This is a genomic window from uncultured Gimesia sp., from assembly GCF_937910335.1.
Classification (GTDB): domain Bacteria; phylum Planctomycetota; class Planctomycetia; order Planctomycetales; family Planctomycetaceae; genus Gimesia.
In genome coordinates this window covers 1-21,607 of the sequence record NZ_CALEMX010000056.1, presented here as the reverse complement: position 1 = coordinate 21,607, position 21,607 = coordinate 1, and the positions used below count along the sequence as shown (strand labels likewise).

Here is a 21,607-nt window from a genome sequence, read left to right as displayed (position 1 = left end):
TCTAAAAGTCCGTTCGATTTTCCGTCATATATTTTTTCGATAACCAGTCAAGTCCCCAAACAAACAACGCGGCTCCGATAATCATCAAGAGTGAGGACCAGAAAAGTCCATCTAAGGCGCCAGGCCAGACATTTTCATAGATCCGATGTTTGAAGGGCACCGTCTCAGCAGTCTGATCATTTGCGTAGACTGTAATGTCGACCTTAAACGGCCAGATTTTCCGCAGCGAGCCGATCATCAAGCCACACAGCGCAGCCATTGTGAAATTATGATAGGAATGCAGCAACCAACGCAGCACTTTGCTGAACAGGATGAGACCCAACAGGCAGCCCAGCACAAAAACAAATACGGTTAACAGACCACTCCAGTCGATGTGCCCTTGCAGCAACTGCTTCGGAATGGTTTTGAGCAAACCCGTGATATCATGATATTTTCCTAACAGAACCAGGATCAATGCACCACTGATTCCGGGCAGAATCATGGCACAGATGGCGATCATGCCGCAGAGAAAAATATACAGGTTACCCTCCGGTGCCTTTACAGAAGATTCTCCTACCAGAAGATAGATCCCCAGCAGTGCAGCCAGTAACGCGATTATATTCGAAAAAGACCAGCGCTTTACCATTTGTGCCACCAGAACACTGGAAGCCAGAATCAATCCAAAAAAGAGCGACAGCGTCAATTGCAGATGGTAATCCAGCAGATAATGCATCAGGCTAGCCAGGCTGACGACACCTGTCAAAATTCCGACACCTAAGGGAATCACAAAACGCAGATCCAGATGTAGAGCGGCTTCAGACCACTTGCGCTGTAGTAATAATTTGAATAACCGTGAGTCACAATGACTGATGGCAGTAATCAAGCGTTGATAAATTCCCAGAATCAACGCCACCGTTCCCCCTGAAACGCCGGGAATGATGTCAGCACCCCCCATTAATAGGCCACGACCCAGCTGGATCAAATCCTGCTTCGCGGGAAATTTTGGATCAGACTCGGACGCAGACGGCACGGATTCAGACATCAATCAACCTTGATTTAATGAACAAATAGACCTTCGATTCAATTATTTCTTTGCCAGCAATTGAACAGAGGATACGGGATCAGGTATCTTTCATAGAGTAGCAGAGTGTAATCTAGTGAAGCGTTTCTGAAAAGCGTTGATTTTTGACCCCCAATAGTAAAGAGAAAACATTATGAAAGGCCCCGGACTGAAGCTGGACCTTGATGTCAGGCGACTCTGGAAGTGCCCTCGAACGGGGGAAACAATTCGATTGAGTGGAAATGTCGCTTCGAAATCTATACAGGTTGAAGGTGAAGAGGTCTTCATGCAGCTTGTCGAAGAAAAAAGGAGTCTCTATCGAGACCCCTATCATTTTGATTATTTTGAATTAGCGGAAGAAGAACAGTCCTCCTCAGAACGGGCCGCAGCCAAAGCACGTTCCGTTGATGATAATCAAAGCACAGAAATAACGACTCCTTCAGAACAGCCAGAGACGGAGGTTTCAGCAACGAAAGACGAAACGCCAGAAACGGATCCCCCTCCACAGCAAGATCAGGAAGTGGAAAAAGAAGTAGAAAATAAGGAAACGGAAACGGAAACGGAAACGAAAGAAGATGATGATGACAGCTTTGGAGGCGGGCTGCTCTGAATCCAATTGGAATTGATACCTTCAATTTAACCACATTTACGTTTGAGATTCTAAGTTCGGTAGCATCCGATTGGTATAACGCGGTCTATGGCACAAACAGATATCATTATTACAGGTGCTCGCGAGCACAATCTGCAAAACATAAATGTTCAACTTCCTCGAAATCGACTGATTGTAATGACCGGAGTCAGTGGCTCCGGAAAAAGTTCGCTCGCTTTTGATACGCTGTATGCCGAAGGGCAACGACGCTATGTCGAATCGCTCTCCAGTTATGCGCGTCAATTTCTAGGGCAGATGCCAAAGCCGGAAGTCGATTCCATTTCTGGTCTCGCGCCTTCCATCTCCATCCAGCAGAAAATGAGTGGTCGGAATCCGCGCAGTACTGTGGGAACGATTACGGAAATTTATGATTATCTTCGAGTACTGTTTGCCCGTGTAGGAGCGGGGTCCTGCGAACAATGTGGCAAGCCGATCAGCTCGCAAAACAGCGAACGCATCATTGACTCGATCTCCTTGTTGCCAGAGAAAACCCGCTTTTCGATTTTGTCCCCCTTAATTCAGCAGCAGAAAGGGGAATATAAAGATCTGTTCGACGATCTATTGAAGCAGGGCTTTCTCAGAGCACGCGTTGATGGCAGTATCGTCCAGCTTTCCGATCAACTGCAGCTGGATCGACAAATGAGACACACGATTGAAGTCGTCGTCGATCGTCTTGTCGCCGGAAAAATCAGTCGTTCCCGTCTCGCGGAGTCAGTCGAACTGGCATTGAAAATGTCAAAGGGCACACTGATTGTCGCGGAAGAATTATCTGCTCAACATCCCGATAAAGCAAAAGCCGATAAAGAGAATGCCGAGGAAGAGAATACCAACACGCTTCGGGAAAAACTTTATAGTTCAAACTATGCCTGTTCCGATTGTGGCATCAGTTATGAACCGCCGACACCGCAGCTCTTCAGTTTTAATAGCCCGCTCGGAATGTGCAATGAATGTAATGGCTTAGGCATGCGCTACGATTTTCCGATAGAAGCCTTGATTTCGAAAGATTCTGTCTCCATTCAAAAAGGTGCCTTCGAATTATTAGGCCCGTTATCAAAAGTCGGGAAATGGAGAAGGCACATCTACAACGGTGTCGCGCGTTCCATCGAAAAAGATTTGAAACTGCCCGAAGACAGTTTTATGAAAACTCCCTGGAATGAACTGTCCGCTGAAGCGCAGCATCAGTTTCTCTATGGGACCGGCGAACGAAATATTACTTTCAGTTGGCGACATTCTGGTGGCGTCTGGAAGCATGGAGGCACATGGGAAGGTTACGTCGAGGAACTTCTGGAGAGTTATCGTAAAACAAGTAACCCCATGCGCCGGAAACAACTTGAAAAGTACATGGACTTTGTCAAATGTTCCAGCTGCCACGGAGCACGACTGAATACACAGGCCCGCCATGTCCGGATTACTTCGAATAGTTTTCCAACCAGAGGCAGAAAGAAAACGACCGCTAAAACCCTCCCTGAGGTTTGCGCGTTCAGTATTGAAGAGGCGGACACTTTTTTTGAATCGCTGGAGCTGGACGAAACCGGAGTACTGATTGCAGACGAGGTCTTGAAAGAAATTCGCGGGCGTTTGGGTTTCCTATTGCGGTGTGGATTGAACTACTTGACCATCGACCGGACCGCTCCCACACTTTCCGGCGGTGAAAGTCAGCGAATTCGTCTCGCAGGCCAGATCGGCTGTGGTCTGGTAGGCGTGGTTTACATTTTAGATGAACCCTCTATTGGATTGCATCCCCGCGATAATACGATGCTCCTGGAAAGCCTGTGTGACCTGCGCGATCAAGGCAATACTGTGATTGTCGTCGAACATGACGAAGAAACCATGCGCGCCGCAGATCATATTGTCGATTTTGGTCCCGGTCCGGGAATTCGCGGCGGGCACATCGTCGCTGAAGGCTCATTTCAAAAAGTCCTGAAAGCAAAACAAAGTGTGACGGCCCAATTCCTTTCCGGGAAAGAAACAATTCCCATCCCGGAAGCCCGACGTCGACTGATTAAAAAAGAATCGATCACCATCAAAGGCGCGAAGCATCATAACCTGAAAAATATTGATGCCGTCATTCCCACCAAAGGTTTTATCTGTGTCACGGGTGTAAGTGGTTCCGGAAAAAGCTCACTCGTAAATGATATTCTCTGGCCCGTATTAAATAAACAGATTAATAAGGGAAAAGGAAATCCAGGCGAACATCTCAAAGTAACCGGACTGGAATTCATCGACAAAGCGATTGACATTGATCAGTCTCCCATTGGTCGCACACCCCGATCGAATCCCGCAACCTATGTTAAAGTCTTCGACTTGATTCGTGATCTCTATGCGAAACTTCCGGATTCACGCATGCGAGGTTATAAAGCAGGCCGATTCAGTTTCAATGTAGCGGGAGGCCGCTGCGAAGCCTGTGAAGGACACGGCGCCAATAAACTGGAGATGGACTTTCTCGCGGATGTCTGGGTCCCCTGTCCCATTTGTGAAGGCCGCCGATTTCATCACGAAACACTCGAAATTCGATATAAGGGCGCCAATATCGCCGAAGTCCTTGAAATGGATATTCAGCAGGCCATTGAACATTTTCAGAACGTTCCCAAAATCTTAAAACTCCTCGAATCACTGCATAATGTAGGCCTGGATTATCTCAAGTTGGGTCAACCTTCGCCCACACTCTCCGGCGGCGAAGCACAACGCGTCAAACTCGCGCGGGAACTCGGCAAACGCTCCACAGGAAGCACATTCTATCTGCTGGATGAACCTACCACCGGTTTGCACTTTGCAGATGTCAAGTTGCTGCTGAAAGTGTTGCACCATTTGGTCGACGCCGGTAATACCGTACTCGTCGTCGAACATCATCTCGATGTTGTAAAAACAGCGGACTGGGTAATTGATCTCGGACCTGAGGGAGGCGAAGGGGGAGGCGAAATTCTGGTGGAAGGCACGCCGGAAGAAGTAGCCGCATGTAAGCATTCTTATACCGGATTGGCCTTAAGAGAACAAACTGAACTGGTGCCTGCCAAAGCTGCAAAAAGCAGGAAAAAAACAAAGGCCTTAAAATTAACGAATCCGCATCTACGCTGGCAGGCCGCTCATCAAAAACAAAATGGCAATCCAAAAGGAGACAGTTCGCAGATTACCATTCGCGGAGCAGGGCAACATAATTTACAGAATCTGGATCTGCAAATTCCCCGCGATCAGATGAATGTGTTTTGTGGCCCAAGCGGCAGTGGCAAGAGTTCATTGGCGATGGACACGCTCTATGCAGAGGGACAGCGACGTTACGTGGAATCGTTGTCTGCCTACGCCAGACAATTTCTAGGTCAAATGCCCAAACCGAAATTCGAGCACATTCATGGCCTCTCTCCAGCGATTGCCATCGAACAAAAAACAACAGGCCACTCGCCTCGCTCCACCGTCGGCACGGTAACCGAAATTTACGATTATCTGCGTGTATTGTTTGCACGACTGGGAACCATGTATTGCCCGGACTGTGATGTTCCGGTGGAAACGCAAACGACAGATGAAGTCATTCATAGAATTCTGTCAATCGAAGCGGGCACGAAACTCCTGTTACTGGCTCCCGTCGAAATCAATGTCGGACAGGAATATGAGACGCTCTGGGAAAAATTAAGAACGCAGGGTTTTCTACGTGTACGAATCGATGGATTCACATGCCGTCTGGAAGACGTACCCCAGATTGACCGCCGTCGTCGTCACGAAGTAGAAGTCGTCATCGATCGCATTACTGTCGCTGCCAAAAACCGTTCACGAATCGCAGATTCAGTCGAGTCTGCATTAGCGTTCGGGGAAGGGCTGATGTATGCCTGCTATTGCGATGATGAAATTCCGGAAAATGAATGGGATTTCGAAACGTTCAGCCTGTTTTATTTCTGCGAACAGTGTGGACTCAGCTTCGAAGAATTAACACCACATAATTATTCCTTTAACAGCCCTTTGGGATGGTGCGAATATTGTGAAGGCCTGGGAACGGAACTGGGTACGAATCTGGCAGAATTGATTCCCGACCCGAATCGAAGTCTGAAAGACGCCGCGATAGCAGCCTGGCCTGATCCGCGGACGAATCCGGAATTTCATCAGGTCCTGGCAGCCATCGCAAAACAATTTCGCATTCCACTGGATGTCCCCTTTAATCAACTCAGTGTCAAGCAGCAGAGACTGGTTCTATACGGCGATGAAGAACGGTGGATTTCACTCGATGATTCGGGAAAAATTCAATTTCAATACAAAGGGCTCTATCCCGCCATTGAAGAAGCTTCGCGCCTTTCATTTGCATTTCGAAGCCGTCTACAGGAAATGACCGGTGAAGTTCCCTGTTCCGTATGCAATGGCAGCAAGCTGCGCACCGATGCTGCAGCAGTTCGGTTTCAGGGAAAAACCATCAACCAGTTTTGTGAACTCCCCTTGAAAGATGCTCTAGCATTCATCAAAAAGGCAAAGCTTGACAAAAGGGAAAAACAGATCGCCGGCGAACTGATCAAGGAAGCAACCAGCCGCCTGCAGTTTCTGGTGGATGTCGGCCTGGAATATCTAACCCTTGGTCGTGCATTGCCTACACTCTCCGGAGGAGAAAGTCAGCGAATTCGATTGGCCGGTCAAGTCGGACGCTCTTTAACGGGCGTACTCTACGTCTTAGATGAACCAACCATCGGCTTACATCCCCGCGATAATACGCGTTTGATCAATACTCTGAAAAAACTGAGGGACATCGGCAATACCATCGTAATGGTCGAACATGATCGTGAGGTACTCGAAGCTTCTGACTCGCTTTTTGATTTTGGTCCCGGAGCAGGACGGTTCGGCGGAACCATCGTAGGTAAGGGGACTCCCAAACAGTTAAAACGCAAAAAGAAATCGCTCACAGGGCAATATCTCTCCGATCAATTATCAATCCCGCTTCCAAAGGAACGCCGTGTCATTTATGAAAAACGGGACCAGGAAGAAATTGCAGTCTCTCCCACAGGTCATTGGCTGGAACTAAAGGGGGCCCGACAAAACAATCTACAATCAGTGGATCTCGCAATTCCACTTGGCTCCTTTACCTGTATCACAGGGGTCTCCGGTTCCGGTAAAAGTTCTCTAATCGAAGAAACACTTGCACGCGCCGTCACCAAAAAACTGCATCGTTCAAAAGAAGCTCCCGGCCCCTTTGATGAACTGCTGGGACTCGATCAGATTAATAAAGCCATCATTGTTGACCAGAAGCCCTTAGGAAATACGCCCGCCTCTAATCCAGCCACATATACCGGCGTGTTTGATCAGATCAGAGAACTCTTTTCCAGGCTCCCCGATTCGAAAGTGCGCGGCTATCAACCGGGACGCTTCAGCTTTAACCGCTCGGGTGGACGCTGCGAAGACTGCGATGGAAACGGTCAGCGTTGTATCGAAATGCATTTTCTACCCGATGTCTGGGTCACCTGTGAAACCTGTAACGGCAAACGCTACAATCAGGAAACATTATCCGTCAAATATAAAGGCAAATCCATCGCCGATGTCCTGGAGATGTCAATTGGCGACGTAGCGGAATTGTTTAAAAATATCCCTGCCATTCGTCGTACGATGGAAACATTATGTGCCATTGGTCTGGATTATCTGACCTTGGGACAATCTGCGCCCACTTTGTCAGGCGGAGAATCGCAGCGCGTCAAACTGGCGGCGGAACTGGCACGACCTAGCACAGGAAAAACACTCTACTTGCTGGATGAACCGACAACGGGATTGCACTTTGATGACATCGTCAAACTGTTGAAAGTTCTCAACAGTCTGGTCGAACTGGGAAACACGGTCATTGTGATTGAGCACAATCTGGATGTGATCAAAACAGCCGACTGGCTCGTAGATGTCGGTCCCGAAGCAGGTAGTGGGGGCGGGCAGATTATCGCCGCCGGTTCGCCGGAAAAACTGGTGGAACATGCCGAACGCTTTCAGAAGCAGACCACTTCAGCCCGTTCTCGAAAATCAAAACAGGTTCCGTTGTTAAGATCTTACACCGGCGAAATATTGAAGTCGGTTCTCTCAACCGGAAAACGAGAGGAACGCGAAGTTTTCGATGCGCAAAGTTTAGGAAAAAAACAGTCGGGAGATATCGACCTCAAACAAATCGGTCGGGATGCGCAAATGCCCTGGCAGAAAGATGGGAAACGCTGGCATACTCAGGACCACGTTTCCATCTCTGGTGCCGCTTGTCAGTGGGAGGGAACAGCGCTGCAATCCGTGATTGATGTGATCGAAAGCAAATCAGGCTTTGGCGACATTAACTGGAATCATCGTAGCATTGTCGAAGTCAACGGGCCGGTTAAAAAACAGGGTTGGTTTTTACATGCAAATACCGGCGACGAATGGCTGCTCAGACTCAGTTTTCGTGTGAAACGAAATACCTTTAAGCAGGATGAATTGCGCGAACAACTGGCACTGGAATCACTGGATAATCTGGACGAACTTCCCATTTATGGACGTTCCAACCGCGTCCGTGTTAAAAATCTTAAAGGCCCCTGGCAGGAAGTCACTCTGACAATACATTGGCAGAAAGAAATCGATACCCGCGCCTTCAAGAAATTTCTGCAAACGGCCTGTGATAAATACCTCGGTCTGATTCATCAAGATAAAATCAATCCGGATGACATAATGCCCTGGAAAGTGCTCAAAAAGAAATGGCATCTTTCCCGGAAAGGCTTTCCGAATCATAAACGCGTAGCCTGGGATGTTTCGCTTCTAGAATCATTATTTGACTTACTGGAAAAGACTTATCCAGATTCATTGATCCAATGGGATAATAAATCGTTAGTCAATTTTATGAAATCAGGTGCCAGCAAACCGTTTCTGACGATTCACACCAAACGACGGGAAGGAATCGATCTGACGTTTCAAGCGTCAAATGAAAAAATCACTTTAGGTAAAATAGCTGACCTTGGGGCCGAGCGCGAAATCAAAACAGACGCCAAAGGCAAAGAGCAGGCACGAATTCGATTTAACAATAAAAAACAACTTCAGTTGAAATCGCTTAAGCCTCTTTTGACTGTGATGGGTAAGTAAGTTCTTCCCGGAACAAATAGAAACTGGTTGTTTGATACAACGGTAAATGCGCTGAAATGGGAAAAGATGTTGACGTTTTTCCTTTTAAGAGATACCATACCCCTGTGGCAGTAGTCATCTATATTACTGCGTCGTATTAAGATCGAAACTAAGTCAGGTCAAGTTGCTCAAATCTCCTGTCAAACTATAAATCGGGCCTGTTAAATAAACGATGTCAAAATCGTTTTCGTAGGAATTTTGGAAATGTGACGGATGCTGTTTTCTTACTCCAGTACGCAATCCATTACAGTTCAAACTCCTGCAAAGTTAAATTTATTTTTAAGTATCGATCATAAAAGATCCGATGGCTTTCACGATATTACTTCGCTGATGCTTTCGGTAGGTATATACGACACTTTAGTTTTCATGGAGGAACCATCTTCAGAAGTCAAGCTACAAGTTGTTGAAGCAAATTCTCTACTTCCACAACAAGCCAGTCAAAATGCGGGTATTCCAACAGGAGAAGATAATTTGGTAGTTCAAGCTATCAGATTACTTCAAACAAAAACGGGTACTCGCCAGGGAATTCGAATTCAGTTAACAAAACGAATTCCTTCGGAAGCTGGTTTGGGGGGGGGGTCAAGCGATGCTGCTGCAACTCTGTTTGCTGCCAATAAACTTTGGCAATTGGGACTGTCGCTCAACGAATTACAAAAGTTGGCGGCGGAACTGGGAAGTGATGTGCCTTTCTTTCTGACAGAAAGCAGCAGTGCCATCTGTCGTGGAAGAGGTGAAATCATAGAACCTGTTTCAATTCCCCATTGTCTCCACTTTGTGGTTGTACGTCCCTCCACGGGATTATCGACGGCTGACGTTTATCGGCAGTGTCGAGTGGGAAACCACTCAAATCAGCAGGTCAATCAACTTGTTCAAAACCTGTCTTCTGGACAATTTCATTCTTTATCCAGCCTCATATGGAATGATCTACAGGCTCCTGCAGAAACACTAAATTCAGAAATATTAACTTTGAAAGATTTTTTCTCAAAACAATCTGTTTTGGGGCATATGATGAGTGGTAGCGGGACTGCCTATTTCGGCATCTGTCATAACAGAGCCCAGGCATCTCAGATTGCCGCCCGTTTAAGATCGACAATCAAAGGACACATCTTTGTTGTCCAAAACCGACTATAGATGAACAATTCTAATTTCGGCACAAATGGAGTGAGGCCATGGAGATCAGTGAAGTTCGCATCAAGTTGATGAATGATCCGCACGAAAGATTACTTGCTTTTTGCTCAATTACTTTCGATGTCTCATTTGTCATTCGGGATTTAAAAATTATTCAAGGTGCCAAAGGGGCCTTTGTCGCGATGCCCAGCCGAAAGTTGATGGATCGCTGTCCCAAATGTCACATGAAAAATCATCTTCGGTCAATGTATTGTAATCAATGTGGAGTACGCCTCGACGAAAATCGGGCAGCCAAAGATGACTCAGGACGCGCACGCCTTTACGCTGACATTGCGCATCCGATTAATTCCGAATGCCGAGAGCTGATTCAGCAAGAAGTCATCAAAGCCTACCAGGAAGAAAAAATATCGGCCCAGAAGGATGGCTATATTTGCCGCTATGACGATTTTGGCGAAGAAGACTTTGCCCGTTTAAGCCCCAATGCAGAAGAGTTTGACAGTGCGCCTCCGGTCGAAACGCAGGCTACGGAATCGACTCAAATTCGCAAAAACAATCAAACCTTCCGCATCGATTCCGGAACGCAATCCCAGGAATCGATTCAGCCACATCACTCTGCCGCTGATCAGTCTGAATCAGAAAAAATTTCAGCCAATGAGAATGAAACACGCTCCAGAGGAGATGGATTCGGCTCCGGAATTGTCTGAAATCTTTAAGCGTTGATTCTGCTATGAGTCTGTGAAACGCAATCATAGCAGAATTCCAGATCAGACTGACCAGGATTTGACTGGCATGCTTTGCCTCTCCGACCGCTTCACATAAAAAAGAAGCCCACTACCATAATCGTGATGCCGGTGGCTTTCGTACTCAGCATGTTTTGCAATCGATCCATGATATTGCCATGGGAATCGAACGCCACGATTTCCTGCTTTTCAGCTTCTTTTCGTAACTCGGCGTTTAACCATTCCAGTACAGAGATACTAAAATTCTGCGCACCGTTATCGTGATCGGAAGAATCTCTTAATTTCAAAGAATTGTTGAATTGCTCGTGAGTCTTCAATTGAGCCTGGCGGGATGAGATCGATAAATGCTGCATGTTTGCCCATTTCTTTCTCGGTAAATCACCGAAATGATTAGCTGATCGCTCTGAACGCAGGAATGGAATAATCTGGCAATGACGATAAAATCGTTATCCCTGTGATGCGAATCAGTAAAAGGAGAGTACATATTTACTATCGGTAATTGTTAAGGTATCTACCGCAATCATTGATAAGGTAAATCAGCATATTTGCTGCATTGGAGAAAAATGTATCGATTATATGTGTCCTGAGCAGAAGTCCGGACAGCAGGCTTTAGTGTCACTGGCGGATAATGTACGATAGGAAAATGAAGATCGAGTAAGGTACTCTTTAAATTCAGAATATAATACGACTTCCATGAAAGAGAGATTCCCGTGAAATACCAGCCAGTTTTTCTGATGCTGATTTCCTTAACCTCATTCCTTTTGGGTTGTAGCGATTCCGTACCAACCGAAAAACAAAAAGAAGAAGCAGACAGCCAGGTGTCGGCGATTGATTTACCCGAAAAAACGCTAGAATCATTATTCGAAGTGGAAAAAGGTTTTACACTTATGAGCCTGGATGACTTTAATGAGTTCCAGAGCAAATCCAAAAAACCGGTCGAAGATCCGACATGGACAGAAACATCCGGCATCATCTCCTGTACCGGAAACCCCCGCGGTTACCTGTATTCGAAGAAAAATTACGGTAACTTTTCTTTACGCCTGGAATATCGCTTCCCGGAATCCAGCGAGAAGCAGGAAAATCCCAATACCGGAATTTTGATTTACATTACAGGCGAAAATCGGATCTGGCCACGGTGCCTCGAAATTCAAGGGAAGTTTGAAGAGATGGCACACATCAAATCAAACACAAAAGACGTCACGCTGGAAGTCACAGATAATCAAGCAGCCAGAGAAACCGCCCGCAGACCTGTCGGAGAATGGAACACGATCGAAGTCATTTCCAAAGATGGCATGCTGACTTCTATTCTGAACGGAACGAAAATCGCATCCTGTAAACCAAGCGAACTGACAGAAGGCTTCTTCGGGATTCAATCTGAGGGAGACGCCGTCGAGTTTCGAAATATCCGTGTTCAGAAATTGACAGATTGAGCGTTTTGCTTTGCATTGACCTGCCTCTTCTCTTTAGAATAAACAGATTGAATTCACGAATCATATTCCAACACAACCATGGAGCGAACACCATGCGATTTCCATTGATGTTTACCTGCTGCCTGCTGGCTGTTTCTCTGTTTTTGACGCCCGCTGACACTCAGGCAGAAACAGCGAAGACCCGAATTCTGATGCTGACACAGAGTAAAGGGTACACACACGGCTCCGTCAAACGTGACAAAGTGAAATTAGCACCCGCTGAGATCGCGATGATTCAATTAGGAAAGCAGTCAGGGCTGTTTTTAGTCGATTGTACTCAAGATGCCGCAGCCGATTTCACGAAAGAAAATTTGCAGAACTACGATATGGTGATGTTCTACACCACGGGCATGTTACCCATCAAAGAAGCAGACATGCAATATTTTCTGAACGATTGGTTGAAGCAAAAAGGGCATGGATTCATCGGCTTTCACTCAGCGACAGATACTTATAAAACATACAAACAATATTGGGATATGATTGGCGGCTCTTTTAACGGGCACCCCTGGAATGCAAACAACACAGTCACGATCACCGTGCATAATACCGATCATCCGGCGATGAAACCGTTTGGAAAAGAATTTCAATTCAAAGATGAAATCTATCAGTATAAAAACTGGCAGCCTGAAAAAGTTCATGTCCTGATGAGCCTGAACATGGAAAAATGCAATCCCAAAAAACCCTATCAGGTTCCCGTTGCCTGGGCAAAAGAATGGGGGCAGGGAAAAGTCTTCGTCAATAACCTGGGACATAATCCGCAAACATGGACCAACCCTGCTTTTCAGAAATCTGTGATCGGAGCCATCAAATGGATTCGCGGCGATGCACCGGCTGCCGTTCCCGCGAACCCGGAACTTTCCAAACGGGAAGAAGCCAAAGCAGCCGCTGCAACGAAAAAAGCAGAATCAAAATAATTCGTAAGCTCTGAAACACAGGAAATTTGATGTCGAAAGTGATTGTCGTAACCGGTGTGACTCAGGGGTTAGGCCGCGCTATGGCCGCCGGTTTCATTCAAGCGGGGCATACTGTTGCAGGGTGTGGCAGATCGCAGAGTCGCATTGATGAACTCTCGCAGCAGTACGGCGATGCCCATCTCTTTTCGGCTGTTGATATTGCAAATCATAGCGAGGTACAAGCCTGGGCGGAAAACGTACTTGATCGATGGGGACCCCCCGATTTACTCATCAATAATGCTGCATTGATTAATGAGAATGCGCCACTCTGGGAAGTACCCGTGGATGAATTTGACGCCGTGATTGACGTCAATATCAAAGGCACCGCAAACACCATCCGAAATTTTCTACCTGCGATGATCGAACGGGAATCCGGCGTAGTCGTAAATTTCAGTTCCGGATGGGGACGTTCAACCTCTGCAGATGTCGCCACATACTGCGCCACCAAATGGGCCATCGAAGGTTTAACGCTGGCTTTGGCTCAGGAATTACCACGGGGGATGGCCGCCATTCCACTGAATCCGGGTATCATCAATACCGAAATGCTACAGAGCTGTTTTGGTTCTCAGGCACAACATTATCCTACCGCAAAAGAGTGGGCAGAAATCTCCGTTCCTTTTCTATTAGGACTCTCTGCCAAACACAATGGGCAACAGCTATCAGTTCCACTATAAGAATTTCGAATGTGGTTGCCCGGGATCTTCTTGCAGAATGGCAATTCGATTTCACTTTAAGTAAACTCGAATCAATTCACTCATACACTCCTTAAAACAACAGAATTCATTTTCATAAAAAGTCATCCAACATGGCCAAATATTATAAATATAAAACTCCCCAAGATGTGGTCGCAGATTCAGAGCGTCTGGGTTGTCCCATTCAATTGTCAGATCACTTTGACGTATTGTATCAACCTGTTCAAATTGGCCATCTCGAAGCGAAAAGCCGACTGGCCATCCAGCCGATGGAAGGCTGTGATGGAACAACCGACGGATTTCCCGATGATTTAACCTACCGCCGCTATCAGCGATTTGGAGCCGGGGGCGCTTCGTTAATCTGGGGTGAAGCAACCGCCATTGGCCCGGAAGCCCGGATGAACCCCCGCCAATTAATGATCAATGATCAAACCGCTTCCGCTTTGGAAACCATGTTGGCAGGCTGTCGCACGGCACATCACGAAGCCTTTGGCTCAGATGCAGGACTCGTAATTGGTCTGCAATTGACTCATTCAGGCAGATTCAGTTTTGAAAAACCATTACTCGCCACACACGACTCGATTCTCGATCCGCGAACGCTGGATAAATCAACGGGCCGTTTTGTCGACGCTACTTACCCTTTGCTCTCAGATGACGATCTGAAACGCATCGAAGATCAATATGTTACCGCAGCGAAGTTAGCGGAGTCGATCGGCGTCCAGTTTGTTGATATCAAACAGTGTCATCGTTATCTCCTCTCAGAATTGCTGGGTGCAAAAAATCGCAAAGGGGAATATGGGGGCTCGCTGGAAAATCGAACGCGCCTTGTACGGAATGTCGTGACAAGAATCAAAGAAGAATGCCCTCAGTTAATCATCGGCACCCGCATGAATGCCTATGATGGAATTCCCTATCAGGGAGTTGGCGATGATTTTGTGGGAGCGCCTTGTCCGCACGAATACCCATTACAGACGGCCTTTGGCACCGATCCCCATGATCATTTAAAAGAGGACCTGACAGAACCGGTACAGGTTGCAAAACTGCTTAGAGAATGGGGCGTCAAACTGATCAATATTTCGAACGGTAACCCCTATGCCAATCCGCATATTGTGCGTCCTGCCGAATTTCCCCCGACGGACGGGTATCATGCCCCCGAACATCCGTTAATCGGCGTTGCCCGACATTTCCGGATTGCCTCCCAGATTCAGGCAGCAGTCCCGGATATTCCGGTCGTGGGTAGTGGCTACAGTTGGCTGCAGGATTTCGCCATGCATGCGGCGGCTGCCAATGTCGAACAGGGAAATATCTCGATTGTAGGCATGGGGCGTGCGACACTTTCGCAACCGGAGTTTGCAAAGCAGCTTCAGGAAGAGGGAAAACTCAAAAGGAAAACCGTATGTCGTACGTTTTCCTATTGCACCAATCTCATGCGGACGAAAGATCATCCGCTAGGCCAGTACCCCACGGGTTGTCCCCCCTTTGATAAAGAGATCTATGACCCGCTCTGGAAAGAAGCCAAAGCGAAGCTGGACGAAAAAAAGAAATCGTCGTCTGAATAATCAGGCAGCGTTTTGCAGAGGCACCTGATCCACTTGTTCATCTGCGATGATTTCTTCTACCAGACTTCCGTAATCTTTCGCGCCAGGACAGGAACTGGAATAGTCAAATATAGATTGTCCATAGCTGGGCGCTTCTGCCAGTTTGATGTTACGGCGGATTCGACTTTGGAATACTTTTGCAGCAGCCCAGGGCGCTTCTGGATCACTTTGATTTAAAAAGGCAGACAGGTCGTCTGTAACGTCGGCTGCCAGTCTCGTTCCCGTTTCATACAGGCACATTACGATGCCGGAAACTTTTAAGCCACGGTTCAGACGACGCCGAACCAAAGCCGTCGTTTCAAACAGTTTGGATAATCCCTGAAGTGCAAAGAAATGGGGTTGCAGAGGAATAATGACCTCGTTGGCAGCCGTTAATGCATTGATGGTTAACACGCCCAGAGAAGGGGGGCAGTCCATAATCAAATAATCAAAAGGCTCCGTCTCTGCCATTTTCTCGATGGCATGCCTTAGCACGATTTCCCGATTGTCGGCGTCCACCAGTTCCAGTTCTGTCGCAGCCAGATCCAGTGTCGCAGGCACCACCCATAAATTTTTGGCAACTAATTGTCGAGTTTCTGCCAGTGTTTTCAAACCGGAAAAAACATCGTAAGCAGTCGGAATATTTCCGACCGGTTCGATTCCCAGATGTAAGGAGGAATGTCCCTGCGGATCCAGGTCAACCAGACAAACTTTTTTGCCTTGATTAGCCAACCCGGCAGCCATGTTCACACTCGTCGTCGTTTTGCCGACGCCCCCTTTTTGGTTCATGATTGAGATGATACGCATCGGGAGTCCCTTCCCTCTTTCTCTTCAAAAAATTGGGGTCATATGTTGTTTCAAATGCTTTGATTAAATCACTTTACGTTAATAGACGCTTATCGTGACCAACGCGGAATTTGCGTCTTTTTTTACCTGAAGGTGGAGCAGTATATCGGGAAATCCCAATTGTGGAAACAGGAATTGATAGAGCCTGAATTCGACTGATTTTGCTTGAAATCAACGGGGGTTTCTGCCAGATCATGCCGCTAGGATCAGGGCGGTAGGTAGTGTATATTTAATCGTTTTGAGGATCATTCTCAGGAAAGTCACCTTTCACGAGATTGGTATTAACTTCCGCTAATGTCTTGCGGCTGATCTTGTTTTTGATCATTAGCCGAATGCCGTTGTTTGATCATTAGCCACGGTTCCTCCCAGGTTGCAAAGAACGATTGGAAATAAGAAACACGACCTAGGCCTTACGTCGCATCACGCAGTCCATTTCAATCAGAATCAGGGACTGCTGATCGCGTGACACCGGGAACAGCCCCGTCAACTCGAAGCCTTTTTCTCGAAAGGCAGCCAGTGATTCCACATAATCGGGCATCCCATCATACAGCGGAAGAATCGCGATTTCAGACTGGAGCCCATCAATCTGATCAATGGACTTCTCGGCTCCCTTAATTACCTCCTGATCAAATCCCTGTGTATCCATTTTCAGAAAGATTTGATGGTTGGCACCGGCACATTTTGAAATCACTTCTACGAACAGATCATCCAGCTTTTTGACTTCTACCGTTTCCTTTTGCGTAATTTGAACCTGTGCGCTGCGGACCTCTTTACCGTAATCACTGGGGTTGAGAAAGGATGTAAATTCCGAGGCGCTGGTAAAATTGATTTCCGTCGTCTCAGACACGGCACCCAGGGCACAATTATAGGTATGCCATTTTTCATCGCCTGCACTCGCTTGTGTCAGTTGCAGATATGCTTCTTTCAACGGTTCAAACGAAATAATATATCCTGCATATCCCATCTCGCGGAGCAGTTTTCCAAATTGGCCGCGGTTGGCTCCTACATCCAGAACAATACTGGTTTTGAGATTCTGGAAGAGAAACTTGAGGTGAGATTCAAGCGTAGGATGGTTGCGTTTGATATGAATTAAGTCATACCCGAAAATTTGAGGAATCCTGCGATGTAATCTCATCAAAAGCTCTTCACCGTTTCGGGGATAAAAGCGCGAAGCTTCACAGATAGTCTCAGCAGAATTCAAAAGTCATCTGCAGAAAAGACAGAGTTTCGCTAGCGAGAAGTTAATTTAGATGATTCGTGTTGACGATGCAATACGTTTTCCTGATTCGGATTCTCAAGCGACTCATCCTGTCGTTGCAGAACATAGAGCACATGCTGCGCACGGAGATTGGCCAGCCAGGCATTCTCGACCGCGCGGTGATTGATGATCGGGATTTCCTGAAGAATCTCGATACCCAGCAGCCGCATCAGATCTTGAAAATCATGCATCGACATCAGATGTAAGTTGGGGGTGTTATACCATTCGTAAGGTAACACTTCGGTAACGGGTGCACGACCCTGTTTCAGAACCTGCAGCCGAATCCGCCAGTTTCCGAAATTGGGAACCACCACCAATGCCTGTTTTGCGACGCGTACCATTTCTTCCAATAATTGTTTGGGTTGCAGCACCTGTTGGAGAGTTTGACTCAGGACTACATAATCAAAGGAGCCGTCGGGAATATCATGTAAACCTTCATCAAGGTCCGCCTGAATCACCGGAACTCCACGGGCAATGGCGGCATGGTGTTGTGTAATATCTATCTCAATTCCCAATACCGAGGCATCTCGCTCATCGCGCAGCCGAGCCAGCAGGCGACCATCGCCACAGCCCAGGTCCAGCACACGACTGCCATGCTGAATCTGTTCGAGTAGCAGTTTATCCGTCATTTCCAAAGACGGGTCCTGCATACAATATCGATGTTGTGCACACATAAAAAAGGATTCACTTTCTTTACCACAATTCTTAGTGGCAGAAAAATTCTTTTCAAACTACGGTTTCTGAACACTTTCTACCAATCGAGATTGATACGCTTGTTCCAGAAAAGGGGTAATCATTTTTTGTAACTGTTTAATTTCAATCAAAAACGAATCATGGCCGAATGGGCTTTTTAATTCAATAAATGAAACATGTTTTCCACACTCGATCAATGCGCGTACCAGTTCTTTGCTCTGCGTGGTGGTAAACAGCCAGTCAGAATCGTAAGAAGCAATCAAAAACCGGGCATCCGTATTTTTGAGCGCTTTGACCAGAGAACCATATTGCACTTCGAGATCGAAATAGTCCATCGCACGCGTCAGATACAAATAGCTGTTGGCATCAAAACGTTCCACAAATCGCTTGCCCTGATAATGCAGATAACTTTCAACCTGAAACTCAACTTCTGGAAGAGAGTCATAGCTGAAATCATCATGATCCTGCAGGCGTCTGCCAAATTTCATTTCAATCGATTGATCAGAGAGATATGTGATATGCGCAATCATGCGGGCCAATGCCAGACCATAACGCGGGCCTGCCCCTTTTTCATATTCTCCAGATTTATATTCGGGATCAGTTTTAATGGCCCGTCTACCGACGGCGTTGAATGCAATTCCCTGCGCAGAGAGTTGAGTCGCCGTTGCCAGGCAGATTGCGCTGCGCAACTGGTCAGGAAATTGCGCAGCCCATTCTAAGACCTGCATCCCTCCCAGGCTGCCTCCAATCACGGCCAGTAACTGATCAATGCCCAGATGTCGGGTGAGTGCGGAATGGACCTCGATCAGATCGCTGACGGTAATTACGGGGAATCCAAGTCGGTATGGTTGACCGGTCTGCGGATTGATACTTCCCGGCCCCGTCGTTCCCTGGCAACCCCCTAAAACATTAGCGCAAATCACAAAGTATTTATCGGTGTCCAGAGTGCGTCCCGGACCGATCAGGTCATCCCACCAACCTGGTTTCGCCTTTTCGTCATCATCTTCATAATAACCAGCGGCGTGAGCATCGCCTGTCAGCGCATGACAAATATAGATGGCATTATCTTTCGCCTCTGTCAATTCTCCGTATGTTTCGTATGCCACCTGAATCGGACCGAGTTCGCCTCCTCCCGCCAGTTTTAAATAATGGGGGGATTCAAAAAGGGTGACCAGTTTGGTCTCCACAAAACCAACTCCCGACTGTTGGCGGATTTCACTTAGTTCCTGTTGTGTGGCCATAGAAAAATTGCTTTTCAAATTTCCTGCAAAAAATTAGATCACTCAAGGTTGTGAAATCAGTATACCGCAGGTCCTTCAAAAATTCGACATGCCAGTGATCCAATACAGGCGGATCTTCCTTCATTTTAGACCGGTACTGCTCTCAAACACGTTATTTTATGGGAATTATGCAGATCACAACGGATCGATCGAATCTTCCCAAAGCGTTACGATGTAGCATATATCGAAACTGGAGCAAAAGGTTCAGAATCGAAAGCGCGGACAATCCCCTCTGTTTTACTCCGCCAGTTCCAGAAAGCGATCGACGCGGCGGTCGATGATATCGATACTTTTGTTCCAGAAGTCGGGTTCTCCCAATTGATAACCAAAGGTATTCAAGACGGCGTCCTCCGTAACCTGACACCCGGTTGCCAGCAACAGTTCACGATATTTCTCAGCAAATTCCGCCTGATCCGAGAAACTGTCTGCCAAAGCATAAACACCCAGTGACAACAAATACCCAAAAGTATATGGGAAATTATAAAACGGAAGTTCGCTGATATAAAAATGCAGCTTGGAGACCCAGAACAACGGATTCCAGCCGGCATCATCCAGTACATTGACATACGCCTCTTTTTGCGCCTCCAGCATCAACTCCGAAAATCGTTCCGGCGTTAATTCCCCATTTAAACGCTCATGATGAACCCGGTCTTCAAACAGGAAGCGGGCATGGATATTCATCAGGAAGGCCACCGAGTCTCCCAGCATCCCATCCAGAATCTGCAATTCCTCTGCTTTGGATTTTGCAGCGTTTAGACGTTGCTCGCCCAATACTGCCTCGGCAAATGTTGAAGCAGTCTCTGCGAGATTCATCGGATAATCGCCGAGCACAAACGGTGCATCTTTGAGAACATAAGAATGATAAGCGTGCCCCAGTTCGTGAGCGAGAGTCGACATACTGTCGGAAGAATCGGTATATGTCATGAAAATACGTGACTGCTTTTGAACCGGGAAACCCGTACAGAATCCCCCTTGCCGCTTTCCAGGTCGATTCTCGACCTCAATCCAACGATCGCGCAACGCCCGTTCTGAAAATTGACTCAAGTCAGGGCTGAATTTTTCAAACGAATTCACAACCAGTTCACAGGCACGATCATAGGGCAGGTCAGCCGACTCTCCCCCCGCAAGCGGCAGCGGCGCGTTGACGTCGTACCAACTGAGTTTTGACAGACCCAGCAGTTCCGCTTTCTTTTCCAGAAAACGCACCAGCTTATCTTTGCGACCGGCGATGACTGACCACATCGTATCAAGTGTGCTCCGCTGCATTCGGTTATAAGTCAAAGGTGCATCCAGATGGTCAGTCACAGGCAGGTGTTTGTATATCGTCAGTCGCGTTCCCGCAAGATGATTCAATGCATCAGCACACGAATCCGCAATGGTGGCCCACGCCTTGTTAGCAGCATAAAAATTATTTTCACGCAACGATCTTTGAGGCGAATCAAATTGAACCTGTCCGGGTGAGCGTTCTACCAGTTCTCCTTTTTCCATAACTTGGATCTTGAGATCACCCGACAGCCGATCATAGAGCCGTCCCCAGGCATGTAATCCGTCAACCGCCAGTTCGGAAGCCAGAATTTCCTGATCCTTAGGCAATCGTAATTTCGCATTCCTTTTGGAATCTTCAAGAAAGAACTGAATCTCTTGAAGACACGCGTTAGACTGAGCGAATTGCTGTAAACTCTCATCGGGCACATCGCGCAATGTCAGTTGTAACTGCGTTTCAACATTCTCGCGCAAGGGACGAATGCTGGCCAGCCGAGCCATCAACACTTGAAAGTGTTTGTTGTGGGCATCTTCTGCACAATGACATTCCAGAAACGCAAAAAGACCCGATAAGTCTGCCGTCGCCGTTTGATAGTCTGTAAGAAAATCTCCCCAGACGGCTGCATTCGATTTTGAATCGGTAACGGCAGGTAATTCTCCGACCCGCTTGATCAAACTTTCCAGAGAAACCTTCATTTGTTCCAAACAGTTTTCAAAGTCTGAGTGGTCAGGATGAGGGTACAGAGAATCCAGTTCCCAAGTGAGAGGGTAAGCAGTCGATTCGGCCATCGTCGAAAATCCCGTTCAGAAAGAAAAATGAATAATGAATAATCTCTGACTGTATTGTATTGATGGCCGTGGCGTCAATTAAGTGCAGAGAAACTATTAACCCGCATTTCCCAGATGACTTCCCTCGCTTTGGCACGTAATTTGCGCC

At 47.1% G+C, this 21,607-nt stretch carries 15 protein-coding genes; 8 read left to right on the top strand and 7 right to left on the bottom strand.

Annotation, left to right across the window (positions count from 1 at the left end; genetic code table 11):
• Position 1: 1 nt before the first annotated feature.
• Positions 2-1,021, bottom strand: coding sequence for a DUF368 domain-containing protein (locus Q0668_RS02230; protein ID WP_298859501.1), 1,020 nt, complete (start codon positions 1,019-1,021; stop codon positions 2-4).
• Between the two features lie 172 nt (positions 1,022-1,193).
• Between Q0668_RS02230 and Q0668_RS02225 the strand changes: the two genes are divergently transcribed.
• The 4 genes from Q0668_RS02225 (at position 1,194) to Q0668_RS02210 (ending at position 10,603) form a co-directional block, all read left to right on the top strand.
• The gene (locus tag Q0668_RS02225; protein WP_298859500.1) at positions 1,194-1,649 is read left to right on the top strand and encodes a hypothetical protein; all 456 of its coding nucleotides are present in this window, start codon (positions 1,194-1,196) and stop codon (positions 1,647-1,649) included.
• A gap of 87 nt (positions 1,650-1,736) precedes the next feature.
• A complete protein-coding gene (gene uvrA / locus Q0668_RS02220; RefSeq protein WP_298859499.1) occupies positions 1,737-8,732 on the top strand; it encodes an excinuclease ABC subunit UvrA in 6,996 nt (2,331 codons plus the stop codon).
• A gap of 252 nt (positions 8,733-8,984) precedes the next feature.
• Positions 8,985-9,902, top strand: coding sequence for a 4-(cytidine 5'-diphospho)-2-C-methyl-D-erythritol kinase (gene ispE / locus Q0668_RS02215; protein WP_298859498.1), 918 nt, complete (start codon positions 8,985-8,987; stop codon positions 9,900-9,902).
• A gap of 38 nt (positions 9,903-9,940) precedes the next feature.
• Entirely contained in the window at positions 9,941-10,603 is a 663-nt protein-coding gene (locus Q0668_RS02210) for a SpoVG family protein (protein ID WP_298859496.1), read from the top strand.
• Positions 10,604-10,710: 107 nt separating this feature from the next.
• Here the strand turns inward: Q0668_RS02210 and Q0668_RS02205 are convergent, their stop codons facing one another.
• Positions 10,711-10,992, bottom strand: a complete 282-nt coding sequence (locus tag Q0668_RS02205) for a hypothetical protein (protein ID WP_298859494.1) — start codon at positions 10,990-10,992, stop codon at positions 10,711-10,713.
• A 357-nt stretch (positions 10,993-11,349) separates the two neighbouring features.
• Here Q0668_RS02205 and Q0668_RS02200 point away from each other — a divergent pair, with 357 nt between their 5' ends.
• The 4 genes from Q0668_RS02200 (at position 11,350) to Q0668_RS02185 (ending at position 15,312) form a co-directional block, all read left to right on the top strand.
• The gene (locus tag Q0668_RS02200) at positions 11,350-12,069 is read left to right on the top strand and encodes a DUF1080 domain-containing protein (RefSeq protein ID WP_298859492.1); all 720 of its coding nucleotides are present in this window, start codon (positions 11,350-11,352) and stop codon (positions 12,067-12,069) included.
• Between the two features lie 92 nt (positions 12,070-12,161).
• Positions 12,162-13,022 carry a ThuA domain-containing protein gene (locus tag Q0668_RS02195; RefSeq protein ID WP_298859491.1) on the top strand — a complete coding sequence of 287 codons (861 nt, stop codon included), beginning with the start codon at positions 12,162-12,164 and terminating at the stop codon, positions 13,020-13,022.
• A gap of 29 nt (positions 13,023-13,051) precedes the next feature.
• Positions 13,052-13,735, top strand: a complete 684-nt coding sequence (locus tag Q0668_RS02190) for an SDR family oxidoreductase (protein ID WP_298859489.1) — start codon at positions 13,052-13,054, stop codon at positions 13,733-13,735.
• 131 nt (positions 13,736-13,866) lie between these two features.
• The gene (locus tag Q0668_RS02185; protein ID WP_298859487.1) at positions 13,867-15,312 is read left to right on the top strand and encodes an NADH:flavin oxidoreductase; all 1,446 of its coding nucleotides are present in this window, start codon (positions 13,867-13,869) and stop codon (positions 15,310-15,312) included.
• Here the strand turns inward: Q0668_RS02185 and Q0668_RS02180 are convergent, their stop codons facing one another.
• From Q0668_RS02180 to Q0668_RS02160, 5 genes are all read right to left on the bottom strand, one after another.
• Positions 15,313-16,137, bottom strand: a complete 825-nt coding sequence (locus tag Q0668_RS02180) for an AAA family ATPase (RefSeq protein WP_298859485.1) — start codon at positions 16,135-16,137, stop codon at positions 15,313-15,315.
• Positions 16,138-16,579: 442 nt separating this feature from the next.
• Positions 16,580-17,311, bottom strand: coding sequence for an FkbM family methyltransferase (locus Q0668_RS02175; protein WP_298859483.1), 732 nt, complete (start codon positions 17,309-17,311; stop codon positions 16,580-16,582).
• Between the two features lie 95 nt (positions 17,312-17,406).
• Positions 17,407-18,063, bottom strand: a complete 657-nt coding sequence (metW, locus tag Q0668_RS02170) for a methionine biosynthesis protein MetW (protein WP_298859481.1) — start codon at positions 18,061-18,063, stop codon at positions 17,407-17,409.
• Between the two features lie 102 nt (positions 18,064-18,165).
• The gene (locus Q0668_RS02165; RefSeq protein ID WP_298859480.1) at positions 18,166-19,368 is read right to left on the bottom strand and encodes a homoserine O-acetyltransferase; all 1,203 of its coding nucleotides are present in this window, start codon (positions 19,366-19,368) and stop codon (positions 18,166-18,168) included.
• A 276-nt stretch (positions 19,369-19,644) separates the two neighbouring features.
• Positions 19,645-21,459 carry a M3 family oligoendopeptidase gene (locus tag Q0668_RS02160; protein WP_298859478.1) on the bottom strand — a complete coding sequence of 605 codons (1,815 nt, stop codon included), beginning with the start codon at positions 21,457-21,459 and terminating at the stop codon, positions 19,645-19,647.
• Positions 21,460-21,607: the final 148 nt, after the last annotated feature.

What these genes read in the sequence shown, in the direction of transcription:
- Q0668_RS02230 (WP_298859501.1), bottom strand. Translation starts at nt 1,021, where the DNA reads ATGTCTGAATCCGTGCCGTCTGCGTCCGAGTCTGATCCAAAATTTCCC.
- Q0668_RS02225 (WP_298859500.1), top strand. Translation starts at nt 1,194, where the DNA reads ATGAAAGGCCCCGGACTGAAGCTGGACCTTGATGTCAGGCGACTCTGG.
- uvrA (WP_298859499.1), top strand. Translation starts at nt 1,737, where the DNA reads ATGGCACAAACAGATATCATTATTACAGGTGCTCGCGAGCACAATCTG.
- ispE (WP_298859498.1), top strand. Translation starts at nt 8,985, where the DNA reads ATGCTGTTTTCTTACTCCAGTACGCAATCCATTACAGTTCAAACTCCT.
- Q0668_RS02210 (WP_298859496.1), top strand. Translation starts at nt 9,941, where the DNA reads ATGGAGATCAGTGAAGTTCGCATCAAGTTGATGAATGATCCGCACGAA.
- Q0668_RS02205 (WP_298859494.1), bottom strand. Translation starts at nt 10,992, where the DNA reads ATGCAGCATTTATCGATCTCATCCCGCCAGGCTCAATTGAAGACTCAC.
- Q0668_RS02195 (WP_298859491.1), top strand. Translation starts at nt 12,162, where the DNA reads ATGCGATTTCCATTGATGTTTACCTGCTGCCTGCTGGCTGTTTCTCTG.
- Q0668_RS02190 (WP_298859489.1), top strand. Translation starts at nt 13,052, where the DNA reads ATGTCGAAAGTGATTGTCGTAACCGGTGTGACTCAGGGGTTAGGCCGC.
- Q0668_RS02185 (WP_298859487.1), top strand. Translation starts at nt 13,867, where the DNA reads ATGGCCAAATATTATAAATATAAAACTCCCCAAGATGTGGTCGCAGAT.
- Q0668_RS02180 (WP_298859485.1), bottom strand. Translation starts at nt 16,137, where the DNA reads ATGCGTATCATCTCAATCATGAACCAAAAAGGGGGCGTCGGCAAAACG.
- Q0668_RS02175 (WP_298859483.1), bottom strand. Translation starts at nt 17,311, where the DNA reads ATGAGATTACATCGCAGGATTCCTCAAATTTTCGGGTATGACTTAATT.
- metW (WP_298859481.1), bottom strand. Translation starts at nt 18,063, where the DNA reads ATGACGGATAAACTGCTACTCGAACAGATTCAGCATGGCAGTCGTGTG.
- Q0668_RS02165 (WP_298859480.1), bottom strand. Translation starts at nt 19,368, where the DNA reads ATGGCCACACAACAGGAACTAAGTGAAATCCGCCAACAGTCGGGAGTT.
- Q0668_RS02160 (WP_298859478.1), bottom strand. Translation starts at nt 21,459, where the DNA reads ATGGCCGAATCGACTGCTTACCCTCTCACTTGGGAACTGGATTCTCTG.